This is a genomic window from Pseudomonas sp. HMSC057H01 (assembly GCF_001836405.1).
Classification (GTDB): domain Bacteria; phylum Pseudomonadota; class Gammaproteobacteria; order Pseudomonadales; family Pseudomonadaceae; genus Pseudomonas; species Pseudomonas aeruginosa.
The window spans coordinates 373,058-391,117 of the sequence record NZ_KV828511.1 but is presented as its reverse complement, the minus strand read 5'-3'; the positions used below and the strand labels follow the sequence as shown (position 1 = coordinate 391,117).

Below are 18,060 nucleotides of genomic sequence, written 5' to 3'. Positions count from 1 at the left end.
CCCTCAAGCACCACTCCGGTCGTACCGCAGCCGGCTCCGGTGTATGAGGGAGCAACGATTACCCCAGTGCAGGCCGAACCGGAGTCCTATCCGGGAGTGCCGTTAGATCTGGACGATCTGATCGTGATCTTCCCGGCGGGCTCGGACGTTCCTCCGCTCTATCTGGTCTTTTCCAAGCCGCCGGTTAAGCCGCTGGAAGTGGACATTTATGGTAATTTTGCAGGAAGACCTCGTGATGGAAACCATCTTGACCATATGCCGGCTCAAGGTGCGTTGGCGACGAGTTTGAGAGCTATTTATCCAGACATCCCCTATGGAGAAATTCGCAAATTAATGAAGAAAGGGGGGAGTGTTGCCATACCAGCTAGAGTGCATCAGAGGTTCAGTGAAACCTACGGAGGACGTAACACCAAAGAAAAGCAACAGAAGGATGCCTCCGACTTGCGTGCAGCAGTCGATAGCAATTTCGATGCCGTCAAGAAAGGATTGCTAGAGGAGGGGTTCTCCGAAGATGATATTGAGAGGGCGCGCGCAGAACTACACATGGTGAACAAAGAACAGGGGTGGTACTGATGGAGAAGAAGCTGATCGTTAAATTAATTGATAGCATCGGAAAATCCCATGAGGAGATTGTTGGTGCTGGATTGGTTAAGTCTGGAAAACTGGAGAGCCCCTACGAACATTCTGAACACCTAACGCTCTCTCCAGAAAAAGGACTTGAACTAAACTTCCGAGCAGAAAACAAGATTCTTGAGAAGATTCATATTTCATTAATTGACACTGTGGAGGGTTCTGCTGCTTACTCAGGGGAACTGCCTGAACCTCTAGTTAGAAAAATGAGTAAAGAGCAAGTTCGTTCAGTGATGGGGAAACCATTTGAGACGAGAGAGTCTTTCAGAGTTCCTGTGATTGGAATTCTTGGCGGCTGGGACTACTTTATGCACCCCCAGAAAGCCAATTTACGTATTGGGTTCACATACACATCTGACTCGAATGTGTGCAATTTAACTTTCGCTCTTCTTGGTTCTAAATAGATAATTATTACTTTAGCATGAGGCTTCAATGAAGCCTCATGCTTTTGTATAGATATCATCCCAGTTGTCGCGCAAGCCTTTGGTAATATAGAAAGCGGAAACAAGGGCTTCTAGGCCTGAACGTCAGTCGCAAAGAGCGTGAACCCGCGGTGATGGATTGCAAGCCCGGCGCATGGATTGCATGCTCGCTCGCAATTAATCTGAGCCCAGCCTATCCGTCAGTCGCAGATAATTCTGGTTGGCCGCGATGGATTACAGGCCGGTGCTGATTGCAGGCCACGACAAGTAGTCATGTAAAAGCAGGTCACTCCGCTGCTTCAAGCCCTGACTCCTTTCAGGGCATGTGGCGGGGTCAGGCCCGGATCAGCGGGCGTGGGCGGTCGAGGAGTTGGGGGCAGTCGGAGAGGGGGATCCAGGTCTTGCCTTGCCAGTGCAGGGTGTCGATCTCGGCGGTTTTCCAGTGCAGCACGGCGCGCTGGGGCGTGGCTTTGGGGTGAGACTGGCTGCGCAGGCGTGGCAGCACCGAGCCGCTGACCCAACGGCGCAAACCCCGTGCCGCGCCAGGCACTGCGAGCCAGAGCAGAGCGTAGAGCCCGGACTCGCTGACCAGGCAGTCCTGGCGTGGCCCGTGGCGTTCGTCATGGAGCCAGGCGAGCCGCCACTGATCGGTGTCCAGATGCCGCTCCAGCACATGACAGAGGGCGAACAAGTGCTCGCGCTGTTCCGCCGTCGCCAGCGGCCACGGCGCCTCGTCACACAACGCCGCCGGCGCCCGACCACCCAGGTAACGGCCCAGCAGCCGTGCCAGGTCGGAGAGCACGAACCAGCCTTCCTCATCCAGCAGCACGGCGCGCAGGACCCGATGGTGGTGGGTGAAACGGCTGTAGTGGAGGGGGGCGTCAGACATGGCGCACCTCCGGGGAGGTGGTGGGATGAAGCGGTGTGGATGGAGATATGGGATTGGTGATAGGCATTTCCGTTACCTCTGCGTGATGTGACCAGCTTTCTTGGGGCTGGGGTGCCGGGAGTTAAGAAAACCCCACGCAGAGGGCCGGACATATTTCCCTTTCGGGTCTTGTATTCGTCCACTCCCGGCGTCGCAGAGATTTTGAGGGCGAGAGAATACCGCAGACTCAAAAAAGCCGCTTGGCTGTCGGGAGCGGTCTGGCCGCTGCGTGGTTTAGCGTTTCTTAGGCGCCGGTGGCAGAGTATTGAGACGAGAGGAACGAAACAACCGAGCGGAATGAGCGAAGCTGAAAGACTCTCTCTATCAAAGAAACCACATGAAACAAGGCTTTTTACCAAACCTGCGCCGCCCGGCGCTTGGCAACTCTGCCCCATCTTGCGAATCACGCTGTGCGTGATTTGCCCTACCTCTTCCAGAGAAATATCCGACGCTCCGGTCCGCCCCATCAGGAGGCCGAGCGGAATCGTCGTGTAGGGGGTTGAGCGGCAGGATGCCGCGAAAGCCGCCTCGGTCCATGAAGGACCGTGGCGGCGTGCCCCCGGAACGGCGATGGAGGGAGGGAACCCCAGTCGCGAAGCGGCTGGGGCCGGATGCAGGGGCAAGCGTTTTTGGTTACTTTTGCCGCGATTGGCAAAAGTGACTCGCCGGGGGGAGAAATAAAGGCGCACTGAAATCTATTCGTTTCAGAAAGGAAAATTCAACTATGCTTTGGATTCAGCTGTTTAAGCTTGTTCATTAATTTGTAGTAACTGTAAGATTTCTCTAATTAATATATGGAAATCTTCGTGTATTTCGTTTGGTAATAATTCATTTACTATTTTGTATTTGTCAACTTGGAAGACGCTTTGGATGCTATTTGTGTCTTCGGATAATATTGATTTTGCACGGCAGTCGAGGAGCGCTGCAGGCTCGTTTTGTTGAGTTACTATCCGGCCCGCAATGTTGATTGCAAAGTTATCTAATACGTGTCTTATTACTTCGTCTGCTGGTCGATTGGCTGCCCTTGCTATTGGGTCGGGGTGAAGGAAGTAGCCTTCAATGTATCTTCTTCGCCATTTTTTGAAGTAAAGTCTAGTCTGCGCATTTGGTGTGGGATATGTAGTATCCCGAAGGTTTTCGGCTATTACAGTGTTTATCTCTTCATTGTCTCTGTCGTTTAGGCTTATCCCTTTTAACTCAGGGATTTCAAGGAGGAGTTGGTTGAATAAATGCTTGCGCTCATGACCTTTAGAAGCCCAAGGCCATATAACGATTTTGTTTTCAATGTTGAAGCCAAGTTTTCTTGCGATATTGAATATTGTTCTTGCGTCAGATAGATTTTCTACAAATAGTATTTTTTTGGTCTTTTTTGTGTTGTCTAACAATGGGTAGTATTCGCTGCCTATGCCAGATAGTGATATTATTTTCCCTTGGTCGTCAGATAGATATGAGATTGAGTCTCTGTTTATTGAAAGAATTTTTTCTGCAGGGTGTGCCTTTATTAGCTCTGGAGAGTGAGTGCAGAAAAATATCTGCTTTCCTGCTTTTTCTGCTACTTTCTCAAGTTGTCTTATTATTTCATGCTGAAGAGTGGAGTGTAAGTGAGCGTCTGGTTCGTCAAGAAGTATCAAGTCGGTTTCTGGGGAAAGCGCAAAAGCAAATACACTTAGCCACTGTAGAAAGCCACTTCCTTCCGCAGTTAGATCTCTAGGGGTATAATTTGAGTATCGAGTAAATAGTCCTCGTTCATTGAAGTCTCCCTTGTAAGTTGTGAGCTTTATATAGGTGTGGTATGCCTCATTGTATGGGCTTACTGTAATCTCTGTTTTGAATACTTCTTTTATTATTGTGGAGAGGATCTCCCATGGGTCCGAATCCCTAATCTCTCGTAATTGGTGCCTAGGAATTCTGCCGCGATTGTCTTTAAAGGCTGCTCTCTTTGCTTGGTTGGTATTAAATAGATTGAGAAGAGTTGATCTAATGGTTGCGCCGGGTAGCCCTTGTCCTATCAGTCTTCTCTGTTGGGCAGGTGTCGCTTTTTGTTCCTTTGTTGTTATGCCTGCAAAAGGTGGTATATAAGCAATGTTTGGTGATTTTTCATCTTCCTGAATGTTGCTTGATATTGTTTTTATAAATATTCTATCATTTGCGAGTGATAGGCCTATTGTTAAATGCTTTGCGTTGTCCCTATCAGTCCAGTCAACTTTTATCCATAGAGTGTACCCATCATTTTCACTGTCTCTTTGAGTGTTAAGATTTGTCCATAGGTGTTTAAGAGACGGTGTGTTAATGACTAGGAAATCATCTGCTCCCATTCCTAGGCCTTGACCAGCGTAACCTTGCCGAATGCTAGCGCTGCCTTTCTCCATCTCAAGTACAGTTTTGCAGAATTCCCAAACTGCGAAAGCTTGTAATATGGTGGTTTTCCCTGCGTTATTAGGTCCGGCAAAAAGTGATAGTCCGGGTTTTATTGATATTTCTTTATCTCTGTATTTTTTAAAGCGATGGAGGGTTAGTTTAGTTATTTGCATTTTCATTCCTAATAAAAAACCCCGCACAAGGCGGGGCTTCGGTCTTTCTATCGCTTCCCCAACAATCCATGTGGTGGCACAGCGCTACTAATGGTCTCGACTTTTTACACCATCATCAATCCCAGCTCAAGGCACCGCCCGTCTGGTACTCGATAACCCGCGTCTCGAAGAAGTTCTTCTCCTTCTTCAGGTCCATGATCTCCGACATCCACGGGAACGGGTTGGTGGTCCCCGGATACTCTTCCTTCAGGCCGATCTGGGTCAGGCGCCGGTTGGCGATGAACTTCAGGTAGTCCTCCATCATCGCCGCGTTCATGCCCAGCACCCCGCGCGGCATGGTGTCGCGCGCGTATTCGATCTCCAGCTGGGTGCCCTGGAGGATCATCTGGGTCGCCTCGTCCTTCATCTGGGCGTCCCACAGGTGCGGGTTCTCGATCTTGATCTGGTTGATCACGTCGATGCCGAAGTTCAGGTGCATCGACTCGTCGCGGAGGATGTACTGGAACTGCTCGGCGGTGCCGGTCATCTTGTTGCGGCGGCCCATGGAGAGGATCTGGGTGAAGCCGCAGTAGAAGAAGATGCCTTCCAGCACGCAGTAGTAGGCGATCAGGTTGCGCAGGAACTGGCGGTCGGTTTCCGGGGTGCCGGTCTGGAACATCGGGTCGGAGATCGAGCGGGTGTACTTCAGGCCCCAGGAGGCCTTCTTCGCCACGCTGGGGATCTCGTGGTACATGTTGAAGATCTCGCCCTCGTCCATGCCCAGCGACTCGATGCAGTACTGGTAGGCGTGGGTGTGGATCGCCTCTTCGAAGGCCTGGCGCAGGATGTACTGGCGGCACTCGGGGTTGGTGATCAGGCGGTACACGGCCAGCACCAGGTTGTTGGCGACCAGCGAGTCGGCGGTGGAGAAGAAGCCGAGGTTGCGCATGACGATGCGCCGCTCGTCCTCGCTGAGGCCGTCCTTGCTCTTCCACAGGGCGATGTCGGCGTTCATGTTGACTTCCTGCGGCATCCAGTGGTTGGCGCAACCATCCAGATACTTCTGCCAGGCCCAGTCGTACTTGAAGGGGACGAGCTGGTTGAGGTCGGCGCGGGCGTTGATCATCTGCTTGTCGCCGACCTGCACGCGCGCGGCGGAGCCTTCGAGGTCGTCCAGGCCTTCCTGGATGTCGAGGTCGTTCAGGGCCTTCTTGGCGCGGGCGACAGCGTCGGAGTCGTCGGCGGAAACGGCGCGCGCTTCTTCCACCGAGCCGGCGGCTTCGTCGTCCAGCTTGTCATGGCCCTGGGCAACGGCCTGGGCGGCGGCGGGCGCGGCCTTGGCTTCGGTCGGGTCTTCTTTGTCGAATTCGTCCCAGCTCAGCATCTTGCTCTCTCCTGGTCTGGCGGCCGTCTCGGCGGCCTGGATATGGGGCGTGAGGTGCACGCGAAAGCGGTGGTCCGGCACGGTCTGGCCGGGCCGTTCTTCTCCCCCGGAGGGAAGAAGGGGATTGTTCCTGGCCTTGGCGAGGGGCCTTGCGCTGCCAGCGTGGCGCTGGACGAGCGACCGTCAGGCGCCGGGCAAGCCGGACCCACTCGAGGAGTCCGGCTTGCCCGGCCACGACACGGACGCCGTTCAGCGACGCGCGATCACTGGCAGGCTTCGCAGTCGGGGTTATCGATGCTGCATGCCTGCGGCACCGGCGCCGGCTTCGGCTCGGCGGCCGGGGCGGCTTGCAGGCCGTCGTTGCCACCGGCCGACACGGCGTTGAGCTTGCCGGTGTTGATGGTGGACTTCTCGGTGCTGGTGGCGGCCAGGGCACGGAGGTAGTAGGTGGTCTTCAGGCCGCGGAACCAGGCCATGCGGTAGGTCACGTCGAGCTTCTTGCCCGAGGCGCCGGCGATGTACAGGTTCAGCGACTGGGCCTGGTCGATCCACTTCTGGCGACGGCTGGCGGCTTCGACGATCCAGCGGGTCTCGACTTCGAACGCGGTGGCGTAGAGGTCCTTGAGGTCCTGCGGGATGCGCTCGATCTGCTGCACGGAACCGTCGTAGTACTTCAGGTCGTTGACCATGACCGGGTCCCACAGGCCGCGGGCCTTGAGGTCGCGCACCAGGTAGGGGTTGATCACGGTGAACTCGCCGGAGAGGTTCGACTTCACGTACAGGTTCTGGTAGGTCGGCTCGATCGACTGCGAGACGCCGGTGATGTTGGCGATGGTCGCGGTCGGCGCGATGGCCATGATGTTCGAGTTGCGGATGCCTTTCTGTACGCGCTCGCGCAGCGGCGCCCAGTCGAGGGTTTCCGACAGGTCGACTTCGATGTACTTGGCGCCGCGCTCTTCGATCAGCTTCTTCTCCGAGTCGATCGGCAGGATGCCTTGCGACCACAGCGAGCCCTGGAAGGTCTGGTAGGCGCCGCGCTCGTCGGCCAGGTCGCAGGAAGCCTGGATCGCGTAGTAGCTGATGGCTTCCATGGACTGGTCGGCGAAGGCGATGGCCGCGTCCGAACCGTAGGGGATGTGCTGCAGGTACAGGGCGTCCTGGAAGCCCATGATGCCCAGGCCGACCGGACGGTGCTTGAAGTTGGAGTTCTGCGCCTGCGGGACCGAGTAGTAGTTGATGTCGATGACGTTATCGAGCATGCGTACCGCGGTCTTGACGGTCTTCTCCAGCTTGGCGGTGTCCAGCTTGCCGTCGACGATGTGGTTGACCAGGTTGATCGAGCCCAGGTTGCAGACGGCGATCTCGTCCTTGTTGGTGTTCAGGGTGATCTCGGTGCAGAGGTTCGAGCTGTGCACCACGCCCACGTGCTGCTGCGGGCTGCGCAGGTTGCACGGGTCCTTGAAGGTCAGCCACGGGTGGCCGGTCTCGAACAGCATGGAGAGCATCTTGCGCCACAGGTCCTTGGCCTGGACGACCTTGTGCAGCTTCAGCTTGCCGTAGCTGGCCAGGGCCTCGTAGTACTCGTAGCGCTCCTCGAAGGCCTTGCCGTAGAGGTCGTGCAGGTCGGGGACGTCGGACGGCGAGAAGAGGGTCCAGGAGCCGTCGTCGAAGACGCGCTTCATGAACAGGTCGGGGATCCAGTTGGCGGTGTTCATGTCGTGGGTACGACGACGGTCGTCACCGGTGTTCTTGCGCAGCTCGAGGAATTCCTCGATGTCCAGGTGCCAGGTCTCCAGGTAGGCGCAGACCGCGCCCTTGCGCTTGCCGCCCTGGTTGACCGCGACCGCGGTGTCGTTGACCACTTTCAGGAAGGGCACGACGCCCTGGGACTTGCCGTTGGTACCCTTGATGTAGGAGCCCAGCGCGCGCACCGGGGTCCAGTCGTTGCCCAGGCCGCCGGCGAATTTCGACAGCATGGCGTTGTCGTGGATGGCGCCGTAGATGCCCGACAGGTCGTCCGGCACGGTGGTCAGGTAGCAGCTGGAGAGCTGCGGACGCAGGGTGCCGGCGTTGAACAGGGTGGGGGTGGAACTCATGTAGTCGAAGGACGACAGCAGGTTGTAGAACTCGATGGCGCGTGCCTCGCGGTCCTTCTCCTCGATGGCCAGGCCCATGGCCACGCGCATGAAGAAGATCTGCGGCAGTTCGAAGCGGATGCCGTCCTTGTGGATGAAGTAGCGGTCGTACAGGGTCTGCAGGCCGAGGTAGGTGAACTGCTGGTCGCGCTCGTGATCGATGGCCTTGCCCAGTTTCTCCAGGTCGAATTCCTTCAGCTTGGCATCGACCAGCTCGAACTCGGCGCCTTTCTCGATGTAGGCCGGCAGGGCCTTGGCGTACAGCTCGGCCATTTCGTGATGGGTGGCGCTCTCGGCCACGCCGAGGAAGCCCAGGGCTTCGGCGCGCAGGGTGTCCATCAGCAGGCGGGCGGTGACGTAGGAGTAGTTCGGCTCGCGCTCGACCAGGGTGCGCGCGGTCATCACCAGGGCGGTGTTGACGTCCTTCTCGGCGACGCCGTCGTAGAGGTTCTTCAGGGTCTCGCGCTCGATCAGCGCGCCGTCCACCTCGGCCAGGCCTTCGCAGGCTTCGCTGATGATGGTGTTCAGGCGGCCCATGTCCAGCGGCGACAGGCTGCCGTCGGCGCGGGTGATGCGGATGCTCGGGTGCGGCTGGGCGACATCGCTGGCGGCGCCGGCGTTCTTGCGCTCGGCGGCGCGGGCTTCGCGGTAGATCACGTAGTCGCGGGCGACCTTCTGCTCGCCGGCGCGCATCAGGGCCAGTTCGACCTGGTCCTGGATCTCTTCGATGTGGATGGTGCCGCCGGACGGCATGCGGCGCTTGAAGGTGGCGGTGACCTGCTCGGTCAGGCGGCGCACGGTGTCATGGATACGCGACGAGGCGGCGGCGGTGCCGCCTTCCACGGCGAGGAACGCCTTGGTGATGGCCACGGTGATCTTGTCATCGGTGTAGGGGACTACGGTGCCGTTGCGCTTGATCACGCGCAGCTGGCCCGGCGCGGTGGCGGCCAGATCCTGCGACGAATCGGCGGCCTGCGGCGCGCTGGCCTGCGGGTTCTCGCGTGTGGTGTCGGTATGCATGGGTGGGTATCTCCACGTTCTCGTAATGGTTTTGCTAGCGGGCGCCGGGGCGCCCATTCCCTTGAATCGATAAAGAGCCGGGCAGCCGGCCTCGCGGCGGCTGCTTCATTCGAATGCTGAGGGTGGGGACTGTGCGTGCCTCCCTGGCCCTGGCGGGTTCGTGGCGTTTTGCCGTCGAACACAATACCTAGTGGTGTTGACTGTCTGTTTACAGCGTCCGTTGCAACACCCGTACCGCTTTTCCATCGTCATGAAGGGCTCCTTGCGGTGAGCGCCGTCGATGCTTTCAGTACGTCTGGAAAATGCTTTTTTGCGGAGCCGCCGGAGCCATCAGAGTGGTCCGTGCGCGGTTGGTTCCGTTGTAGCCGTTCGTGCGCTCGAAACCCAAGATATAGGGGGTGGCGACGATGGGGATACAAGATAATGCGCTAATGGGGTGTTTGCAAGGTGACAGTCTGGGGGAAACCTGTGGATAAAGTGTGGGTCTTCTGTGCGTGAGTCCTAGGAAGCGTCCGTAGGCCGCGGCAGCGCTGGAGAATGCCATTCGTCGCCCTCGGAAAGCACCGGCGCAGACCTACTCCCCAACCTTTCGGGGCGCGCACCCTACCCACAATATGTAGTGTTTGCAAGATGTTCCTCGCGTGCTGCCGCGCGGCCCCCGTATTGGCTACAATGCGGGCCGCTCTGAGGGGGCCGCGCGGCGGCTCCGGGACCGCGATACGAGGAGGCTGTGTGGAGCAAGAAGCCTGGCGCATCCTGATCGTCGAGGACGATCGACGCCTGGCCGAGCTGACCCGGGAATACCTGGAAGGCAACGGCCTGAAGGTCGACATCGAAGCCAACGGCGCACTGGCGGCGGCGCGTATCCTCGCCGAACGCCCGGACCTGGTGGTGCTCGACCTGATGCTGCCGGGCGAGGACGGCCTGTCCATCTGCCGCCAGGTGCGTCCGCAGTTCGACGGTCCGATCCTGATGCTCACCGCGCGCACCGACGACATGGACGAGGTGCTCGGCCTGGAGATGGGCGCCGACGACTACGTGTGCAAGCCGGTGCGCCCGCGTGTGCTGCTGGCGCGCATCCGTGCCCTGTTGCGGCGCAGCGAGGCGCCGGAAGCGGGCGCCCCGGCGGCGGACAGCAAACGCCTGGCGTTCGGTCGCCTGGTGATCGACAACGCGATGCGCGAGGCCTGGCTGGACGGGACCACCATCGAGCTGACCAGCGCCGAATTCGACCTGCTCTGGCTGCTGGCGGCGAACGCCGGGCGGATTCTCTCCCGCGAGGAGATCTTCAACGCCCTGCGCGGCATCGAGTACGACGGCCAGGACCGCTCCATCGACGTGCGCATCTCGCGGATCCGCCCGAAGATCGGCGATGACCCGATGCACCCGCGGCTGATCAAGACCGTGCGCAGCAAGGGCTACCTGTTCGTCGGAGAGGGCTGAGGCGCTTATTTCCTGCGGGCCGGGGCGCGGGCGTCCCGGTCGGCCAGAATCAACAGCAGCGGACAGCGGCCGGGGGCTCGCCGATGAAATCCATCTTCCTGCGCATCTATGGCGGCATGCTCCTGGCCCTGCTGCTGGTCAGCGGCCTGGGCCTGCTCGGCCTGCACTGGATCAACGAGGTGCGCGGCGAGCACTACCGCGAGGAGCTGGCGCGCGGCACCTTCCGCCTGATGGCCGACAACCTGCAACCGATGACCGCCACCGAGCGCAAGCGCGCCCTGGCGCAGTGGAGCCGCTTGCTGGGGATTCCCCTGCAACTGCGCGGGCTGGATGAGCTGCGGATGGATGGACGCAGCCGCGCGCGTCTGATGAACGGCCAGGTGCTGGTGAAGCAGACCGCCGAGCACGCCGTCACCGTCTATACCCAGGCCAGCGCCGCCGAGAACCTGGTGCTCAGCGGCGAGGTGCAGCAGGTCAGCGAGCAACTGGCGCGGGCCACGGTTTACCTGCTGATGGACGAACTGGTGCGCTACCCGGCCAGCGAACAGCCTTACCACCTGGCGCGGATCGTCCGCGACAAGCGCTTCGGCTTCCCGGTGCATCTGCTCCAGGTCAAGGAGCTGGACCTCGACGACGACCAGCGCCGGCGGGTGGTGGAGGGCGACACGGTGATGGCGCTGGGCAAGGACGGCGACTCGATCCGCATCTTCGCCGGCATCCTCGACACGCCCTGGGTGCTGGAGCTGGGCCCGCTGTTCCAGATGAACCTCTATCCGCCGCAGCTGCTGTTGCTGCTCGGCGCGCTGTGCCTGAGCTTCATCGGCCTGATCACCTACCTGCTGGTGCGTCGTCTGGAGCAGCGCCTGCGCAGCCTGGAGGCGGCCGCCACGCGGATCGCCCGCGGCAGTCTGGATACCCGCGTCGAGGTGCGCGGCGGCGACTCGGTGGGACGCCTGGGCGCGGCCTTCAACCATATGGCCGAGCACATCCACCGGCTGCTGACGGTGCAGCGCGAGATGGTTCGCGCGGTGTCCCACGAGCTGCGCACGCCGGTGGCGCGGTTGCGCTTCGGCCTGGAGATGATCGAGACCGCCGAGACCGACGGCGCCCGCCTGAAGTACCTGGAGGGCATGGACAACGATATCCAGGACCTCGACAAGCTGGTCGACGAGATGCTCACCTACGCGCGCTTGGAACAGGGCTCGCCGCCGCTGACCTACCAGCGCCTGGAGCTGGGCGTGCTGGTGCGCCAGGTGGTGGAGGAGATCGCTCCGCTGCGCCGCGAGGTGCTGGTCAGTTGCGAGGAGGGCGCGCTGGTGCCTGAGGAGCTGGGCAGTTGGATCGAGGCCGAGCCGCGCTACCTGCATCGGGCCTTGCAGAACCTGCTGACCAATGCGCTGCGGCATGCCGATCGTCGGGTCAGGATCAGCTACCGGGTCAGCCTGGAGCGTTGCCGGGTGGATGTCGAGGACGACGGGCCGGGGGTGCCGGAGGCGCAATGGGAGCGGCTCTTTACGCCATTCCTACGCCTGGACGACAGCCGGACCCGTGCTTCCGGCGGGCATGGCCTGGGACTGTCCATCGTCCGGCGGATCGTCTACTGGCATGGCGGCCGGGCCTCCATCGGCCGCAGCGAGACTCTGGGCGGTGCCTGCTTCACCCTGGCCTGGCCGCGCAAGGCAGGTCTGCGCGACCGCTGAAAAGTTGACGGAAATATGGCGGCTAGCTATCTGCAAGTGCTTGCGCAGACGTATTCCAGGCGTAGCGAAAACATATCGAAAGGCCAGTCCCGCCGGGCGTGGCGGGTATTCCGCCAGGGGCTAAAAAAGTCCTTTTCAGTTGGACTCGTTTGTTTATACTCCGGGACGCGGTGGCTAGTGGAACGCCATTCGAAATGCCCGCTCCAACGGCATTTTGCCGGGGTCGGATAACAAGAACAGCGTTGCGCAGCCGAACCGTCGAAGTCTTCCCGGATTGGGAAGGCCACTTATAAAAAATTGCAAGTTGGAGAGTGTGGTAATGGCTGATCGTGAGGTCGGAACCGTCAAGTGGTTCAATGACGCCAAAGGTTATGGATTCATTCAACGCGATAGCGGTCCGGACGTGTTCGTTCACTACCGCGCCATCCGCGGCGAGGGTCACCGCTCCCTGGTGGAAGGCCAGAAAGTGGAATTCTCGGTGATCCAGGGCCAGAAAGGCCTGCAAGCGGAAGACGTCTCCAAGGTCTGATTCCCGCAAGCAAAAGCCCGTCGCGAGACGGGCTTTTGTCATCCAGTGCATCCACCCCGCCAGGCCCCCGTTGGGTGGCCCCTCGCAGCGCGGGGTTTTCGTCGTTCAGGCGGTGCGCCAGGTAATTTCCTCGACGCCCCCGGCGTCGACCCGCAGCCAGCGGTCGGCGTCCTCTTCGCCCTGGTTTTCCTCCCAGCCGCCCGGCGCGCAGCGGATCTCCACGCCGAGCGCGGCATGCGCGGCCCTGGCGCAGGCGAGGTCGTCGTCCCAGGGCGTGCTGTCGCTCTCCAAGAACAGGCTGTGCCACTTGCCCACCGCCTTCGGCAGCCAGGTGACGCGCACCGCGCCGTGCTCGCCGCGGGCGGTGCACTTGAGGGTCTGGCCGTGCTCCTGCCATGGGCCGCAGGGCCCCAGCGCCTGTTCCAGCCAGGCGGCGACGGCCGCGTGCTCGGCGTCTTTCAGGTAGATCTCGATATCCGGTTGGCGCATGGGGTCCTCGGGGACGGTCAGTCGCGTTGCAGCCAATCGTAGCGCACCGCCACGCTGACTTCGAAGGGTTCGGCCAGGATTCGCGCGCGGCGCTCGGGGTTGACCCGCCAGCCGTGCGGGGTCATGGCCAGGAGGTTTTCCCGCGCGTCGTAGCTGTCCAGCGCCAGGCGGAACTCGAGGGTCTCGGTGTGGCGCAGGCTCAGTTGCGCGGGCAGGCCGGCGAGGTGCTTGTCGTCGGCGTAGTCGCGCACGTCGTCATAGAGCCGCTGGCGCAGTTCCAGCAGGTGCGCGCTGGCCGGGCCCAGGCGCAGTACGCCGCCGCCGGGGGCGAGGACGCGCACGGCTTCGTTCCAGTCGATCGGGCTGAACACGCTGGCGATCAGCTCGCAACTGGCGTCGGCCAGCGGCAGCCGGGCCATGCTCGCCACCAGCCAGGACAACTGCGGCGCGCGGCGGCAGGCGCGTTTCACCGCCTCGCGGGAGATATCCAGGGCGTAGCCCTCGGCGCCGGCCAGGGCTTCGCCGAGCCGGGCGCTGTAGTAGCCCTCGCCGCAGCCGATATCCAGCCAGCGTCGCGGCGCGCGTTCGACGGCCAGTTCGGCCAGGCGCCGGGCCAGCGGCGCGTAGTGGCCGGCGCCGAGGAACTGGCGACGGGCCTCGACCATGGCGGCGTTGTCGCCCGGATCGAGGCTTTTCTTGTGCTGCACCGGCAGCAGGTTCAGGTAGCCCTGGCGGGCGCGGTCGAAGCGGTGCCCGGCGGGGCAGGCGACGCCGTTGTCGACCTCGCCCAGGGCGGCGGAGCAGAGCGGGCAGATCAGCATCAGGCGAGCAGCCTCACCAGGGTCTGGTAGTAGATTTCGGTGAGCAGCTCCAGGTCGCTGGCCAGGACCCGCTCGTTGACCTGGTGGATGGTGGCGTTGACCGGGCCGAGTTCGACCACCTGGGTGCCCATGGTGGCGATGAAGCGTCCGTCGGAGGTGCCGCCGCTGGTCGAGGGCCGGGCCTCGCGGCCGGTGACCGCCCTGATGCTGGCGGCCACCGCATCGAGCAGTTCGCCCGGCTCGGTGAGGAACGGCAGGCCGGACAGCGCCCATTCGACGTGCCAGTCCAGGCCGTGCTTGTCGAGGATCGCCTCGACGCGTTTCTGCAGGCCTTCGACGGTGGATTCAGTGGAGAAGCGGAAGTTGAACAGCGCGGTCAGTTCACCGGGGATGACGTTGGTGGCGCCGGTGCCGGAGTTCAGGTTGGAAACCTGGAAGCTGGTCGGCGGGAAGAAGGCATTGCCGTCGTCCCAGTGTTCCGCCGCCAGTTCGGCCAGCGCCGGGGCGGCCAGGTGGATCGGGTTCTTCGCCAGGTGCGGGTAGGCCACATGGCCCTGTACGCCGCGGATGGTCAGCTTGGCGCCAAGGGAGCCGCGGCGGCCGTTCTTCACCACGTCGCCGACCAGGCTGGTGCTCGACGGTTCGCCGACGATGCACCAGTCCAGGCGCTCGCCGCGTGCGGCGAGGCGTTCGACCACCGCCTTGGTGCCGTGGTGGGCCGGGCCTTCCTCGTCGCTGGTGATGAGGAAGGCGATGGCGCCCTTGTGCTTCGGGTGGTCGGCGACGAAGCGCTCGACGGCGACGATCATCGACGCCAGGCTGCCTTTCATGTCCGCCGCGCCGCGTCCGCAGAGCATGCCCTGGTCGTCGATCAGGGCGTCGAAGGGTTGGTGCTGCCAGGCCTGCAGCGGGCCGGTGGGGACCACGTCGGTGTGCCCGGCGAAGCACAGCACCGGGCCGTCGCCGCCGCGCCGTGCCCAGAAGTTGTCCACCTCCTCAATGCGCATCGGCTCCAGGGCGAAGCCGGCGGCTTCCAGGCGGCGCATCATCAGGGCCTGGCAGTCGGCGTCGAGGGGCGTGACGGAGGGGCGGCGGATCAACTCGCAGGCGAGTTCGAGGGTCGGCGAGAGACTCGGCGAAGAGGCGGTCATGGGGAGGGCATCCTGAGCGGGTCGAGCGGAAAGGGGGAATCTTAAAGCATAAACGTGGGCGAAGGGACGCCGTTTAGGCGAGCGGGGCCGGCCGTCCCGACGCCTCGCCCGACCTCAACCGCCGATCTGCTCGGCGCCGCCGGCCAGTTCCTCGCGCGGTTTCGGCAGCGACGAGAGCAGGGCCATGACCAGCGCCGCCAGGTAGGGCAGCGATTGCACCAGGAGCATGGCGACCCAGATCAGCAGGTCGCGGCTCGGCACGCCCTGAACCGCCACGATGCCGGCCGCCGCGCCCCACAGCAGGAGCATCACGAAGACTTCCTCGCGGGCCTCCGCCAGGGCCACCAGCAGGCCGTGGCTGGAGCGCATCTTCGGCGTGCGGAAGAACGGGATGCCGCGGGTGACGAAGCCGTACAGCACCGCCTTGGCGATGGTGTGCGAGAGCGACAGGCCGGCGAGGGCGGCGAAGAACGAGTCACGCAGGTCGACGCCGACGGTGCGCCGGTAGAGGAAGAGGATCTTGCCGACCTTGAAGGCGAACAGGGCCAGCGGCAGGATCGCGAAGATCAGCAGCGGCGGGTCGACGCGCTTGGGCACGATGATCATCGCCGCCGACCAGAGCAGCGCGCCGAGGGTGAAGAAGATGTTCAGGCCGTCGGCGATCCACGGCAGCCAGCCGGCCACGAAGTGGTAGCGCTGGCCGCGGGTCAGGCGGCTGCCGTCGGGACCGCGGCCGCGCAGCAGGGCGTCGGTATGCCGCTTCATGATCTGGATCGCGCCGTAGGCCCAGCGGAAGCGCTGCTTCTTGAAGTCGATGAAGGTATCGGGCATCACCCCCTTGCCGTAGCTGCGCTCGAAGTAGGCGGCCGACAGGCCCTTCTCGAACACCCGCAGGCCCAGCTCGGCGTCTTCGGTGATGCACCATTCCGGCCATCTCAGCTCGTCCAGCACGCTGCGCCGGATCATGGTCATGGTGCCGTGCTCGATGATCGCGTCGCGGTCGTTGCGGGTGACCATGCCGATGTGGAAGAAGCCCTTGTACTCGGCGTAGCAGAGCCGCTTGAAGGCGCTCTCGTGCTGGTCGCGGTAGTCCTGCGGCGACTGCACCACGGCGATCCGCGGGTCGCCGAAGTGCGGCACCATGTGCCTGAGCCAGTCGGGGTCGACGCAGTAGTCGGCGTCGATCACCGCGACCACCTCGACGTCCGCCGCCACGTGGCCCAGGGCGAAGTTCAGCGCGCCGGCCTTGAAGCCTTCCAGCGGGGCGACGTGGAAGAAGCGGAAGCGCTCGCCCAGGCGCGCGCAGTGCGCCTCGACCGGCTGCCAGACGGCCGGGTCGCGAGTGTTGTTGTCGATCACCAGGACTTCGTAGTCCGGGTAGTCGAGGCGGGCGAGGGCGTCGAGGGTCTGTTTCAGCAGTTCCGGCGGCTCGTTGTAGCAGGGCACGTGGATCGACACCTTGGGCCGATAGGCCTGCGCGGCGGTGATCGGCAGGAATGGCCGGCGCCGCTTGCGCGTCCAGACCGCCTCGGCCAGCTCGTGGGCCTCGGTGAACAGCACGATGACCACCCCCAGCGCGCCGACGCCCAGCAACGCGCCGACGGTCAGGCTGAACCAGGTGCTGTACTGCTGGCTGTAGTCGTAGGCGATCCACACCAGCACCGAGGCGCAGGCGAACGAGACCACGGCGAGGAAGGTCCTCCCGCGCTGGCGCAGCGAGGAACTGTCGATCAGCAGCAGGGTGAAGGCGAGTACCGCGAGTACCGCCGAGGCGATGGCCAGGGCGCGCCACTTGGGAATCGGCACCACCGGCCCGGTGAAGTTGAACTTGGCCTTGCGGTCGGCGTTGTAGACGCCCCAGTAGGCGCCCACCGAGCCTTCGGCGCTGACCTTCCAGGGCTGGTCGAAGGCCTCGATGACGAAGTAGCTGTAGCCTTCGCCGTTGAGCGCGTTGGTCAGGCGCCGCAGGTAGATGGCCTGGTCCGCGGGTGTCGCCTCGGCGCTGCCGCGCATGCGCCCGTTGCTCGGCCAGCCGACCTCAGCGAGCAGCAGCGGCTTCCTCGGGAAGGCGGCCTTGAGTTCGCGCGCGCGTTCGAGCACGAAGTCCACCGCGTCGGCCACCGGCGTGGCCTCCCAGTAGGGCAGGACGTGGGCGGCGATCAGGTCGACGTGTTGCGCCAGTTCCGGGTGTTCGCGGTAGACGTGCCACTGTTCGGCGGTGGTCACCGGAACCTTGACCGCCGCGCGGACCCGGTCGAGGTAGGCGATCAACTGTTCTGCCGTCACCTCGCGGCGGAACAGCGCCTCGTTGCCGACTATCACCCGCACCACGCTCGGCGACTCGTTGGCGATGCGGATGGCGCGGGCGATCTCGGCCTCGTTGCCGGCCAGGTCCGGGCCGAGCCAGATGCCCAGGCTGACGCGCAGGCCGAACGCCTCGGCCAGCGCCGGGATGTCGCCGAGCGCGCCCTGGACCGAATAGGTGCGGATGCTGTGGGTGTGCCGGGCGACCAGTTCCAGGTCGGCGCGCATCTGTTCGGCGCTGGGGTAGCGGCCGCTCTGCGGATTCTGGTTGAGGCGGAACGGCGAGAAGGAGAAGCCGGAGATGCGTTCCGGCCAGTCCGGTACGCTGACCGGACGGTTGTACAGGGCCCAGATGCCGGTGAAGAGGGCGGCCAGGGCGACGATGACCACCAGGTTGAGCCCGATCTTGCGTGAAGACATAGAGATGAAACCAGGTTCCGGATGTTTCGCTGAACACGGGGCGGCGGATGCTACCCCGCACCCCCCGGGGTGTACAGGCGCCGGGCCGGCGGGTCTGTTGCAAGTCTAGTCCGGCCTGCGCGACGAGCCGTAAGAACGCAGGCGACGCGGCGGCCGCGGCTTTTTATAATGCGC

13 protein-coding genes are annotated in these 18,060 nt (G+C 62.4%); 5 read left to right on the top strand and 8 right to left on the bottom strand.

From position 1 onward, the window contains the following. Both HMPREF2581_RS32520 and imm3 read left to right on the top strand, forming a co-directional pair. On the top strand, nt 1-573 hold a 573-nt coding region (locus tag HMPREF2581_RS32520; RefSeq protein ID WP_177345069.1), incomplete at its 5' end, for an S-type pyocin domain-containing protein. Further along, nucleotides 573-1,034 (top strand): pyocin-S3 immunity protein, encoded by a 462-nt coding sequence (gene imm3 / locus HMPREF2581_RS32515; protein WP_003140552.1) that lies wholly within the window; start codon nt 573-575, stop codon nt 1,032-1,034. The genes HMPREF2581_RS32520 and imm3, both read left to right, overlap by 1 nt. A 352-nt stretch (nt 1,035-1,386) precedes the next feature. Here imm3 and HMPREF2581_RS24640 read toward each other — a convergent pair whose 3' ends face one another. The 4 genes from HMPREF2581_RS24640 to HMPREF2581_RS24630 form a co-directional block, all read right to left on the bottom strand. Then, a complete protein-coding gene (locus tag HMPREF2581_RS24640; protein WP_003140549.1) occupies nt 1,387-1,941 on the bottom strand; it encodes a BRO-N domain-containing protein in 555 nt (184 codons plus the stop codon). A gap of 782 nt (nt 1,942-2,723) precedes the next feature. Beyond that, entirely contained in the window at nt 2,724-4,511 is a 1,788-nt protein-coding gene (locus tag HMPREF2581_RS32510; protein ID WP_003140547.1) for an ATP-dependent nuclease, read from the bottom strand. Between the two features lie 115 nt (nt 4,512-4,626). Next, nucleotides 4,627-5,874 carry a ribonucleotide-diphosphate reductase subunit beta gene (locus tag HMPREF2581_RS24635; protein ID WP_003086547.1) on the bottom strand — a complete coding sequence of 416 codons (1,248 nt, stop codon included), beginning with the start codon at nt 5,872-5,874 and terminating at the stop codon, nt 4,627-4,629. 263 nt (nt 5,875-6,137) lie between these two features. Further along, a complete protein-coding gene (locus HMPREF2581_RS24630) occupies nt 6,138-9,029 on the bottom strand; it encodes a ribonucleoside-diphosphate reductase subunit alpha (protein WP_003082358.1) in 2,892 nt (963 codons plus the stop codon). Between the two features lie 732 nt (nt 9,030-9,761). On the opposite strand from HMPREF2581_RS24630, the gene HMPREF2581_RS24625 reads away from it, so the two are divergent. The 3 genes from HMPREF2581_RS24625 to HMPREF2581_RS24615 all read left to right on the top strand — a co-directional run bounded on the left by HMPREF2581_RS24625 (nt 9,762) and on the right by HMPREF2581_RS24615 (nt 12,701). Then, nucleotides 9,762-10,472 (top strand): winged helix-turn-helix domain-containing protein, encoded by a 711-nt coding sequence (locus HMPREF2581_RS24625; RefSeq protein ID WP_003082360.1) that lies wholly within the window; start codon nt 9,762-9,764, stop codon nt 10,470-10,472. An 83-nt stretch (nt 10,473-10,555) separates the two neighbouring features. Continuing rightward, nucleotides 10,556-12,172, top strand: coding sequence for an ATP-binding protein (locus HMPREF2581_RS24620; RefSeq protein ID WP_003109067.1), 1,617 nt, complete (start codon nt 10,556-10,558; stop codon nt 12,170-12,172). A 319-nt stretch (nt 12,173-12,491) separates the two neighbouring features. Next, on the top strand, nt 12,492-12,701 hold the full coding sequence (locus HMPREF2581_RS24615; RefSeq protein ID WP_003082372.1) for a cold-shock protein: 210 nt from the start codon (nt 12,492-12,494) through the stop codon (nt 12,699-12,701). A 105-nt stretch (nt 12,702-12,806) separates the two neighbouring features. Here HMPREF2581_RS24615 and HMPREF2581_RS24610 read toward each other — a convergent pair whose 3' ends face one another. The 4 genes from HMPREF2581_RS24610 to ndvB form a co-directional block, all read right to left on the bottom strand. Then, nucleotides 12,807-13,190, bottom strand: a complete 384-nt coding sequence (locus HMPREF2581_RS24610) for a hypothetical protein (RefSeq protein WP_003082373.1) — start codon at nt 13,188-13,190, stop codon at nt 12,807-12,809. A 17-nt stretch (nt 13,191-13,207) separates the two neighbouring features. Beyond that, nucleotides 13,208-14,011, bottom strand: coding sequence for a putative RNA methyltransferase (locus tag HMPREF2581_RS24605; protein WP_003140543.1), 804 nt, complete (start codon nt 14,009-14,011; stop codon nt 13,208-13,210). Beyond that, nucleotides 14,011-15,162, bottom strand: coding sequence for a succinyl-diaminopimelate desuccinylase (gene dapE, locus HMPREF2581_RS24600; protein ID WP_003140540.1), 1,152 nt, complete (start codon nt 15,160-15,162; stop codon nt 14,011-14,013). Before dapE ends, HMPREF2581_RS24605 begins: the two co-directional genes overlap by 1 nt. A 114-nt stretch (nt 15,163-15,276) precedes the next feature. Next, nucleotides 15,277-17,886 (bottom strand): glycosyltransferase NdvB, encoded by a 2,610-nt coding sequence (gene ndvB, locus HMPREF2581_RS24595; protein ID WP_003140539.1) that lies wholly within the window; start codon nt 17,884-17,886, stop codon nt 15,277-15,279. Nucleotides 17,887-18,060 lie beyond the last annotated feature (174 nt).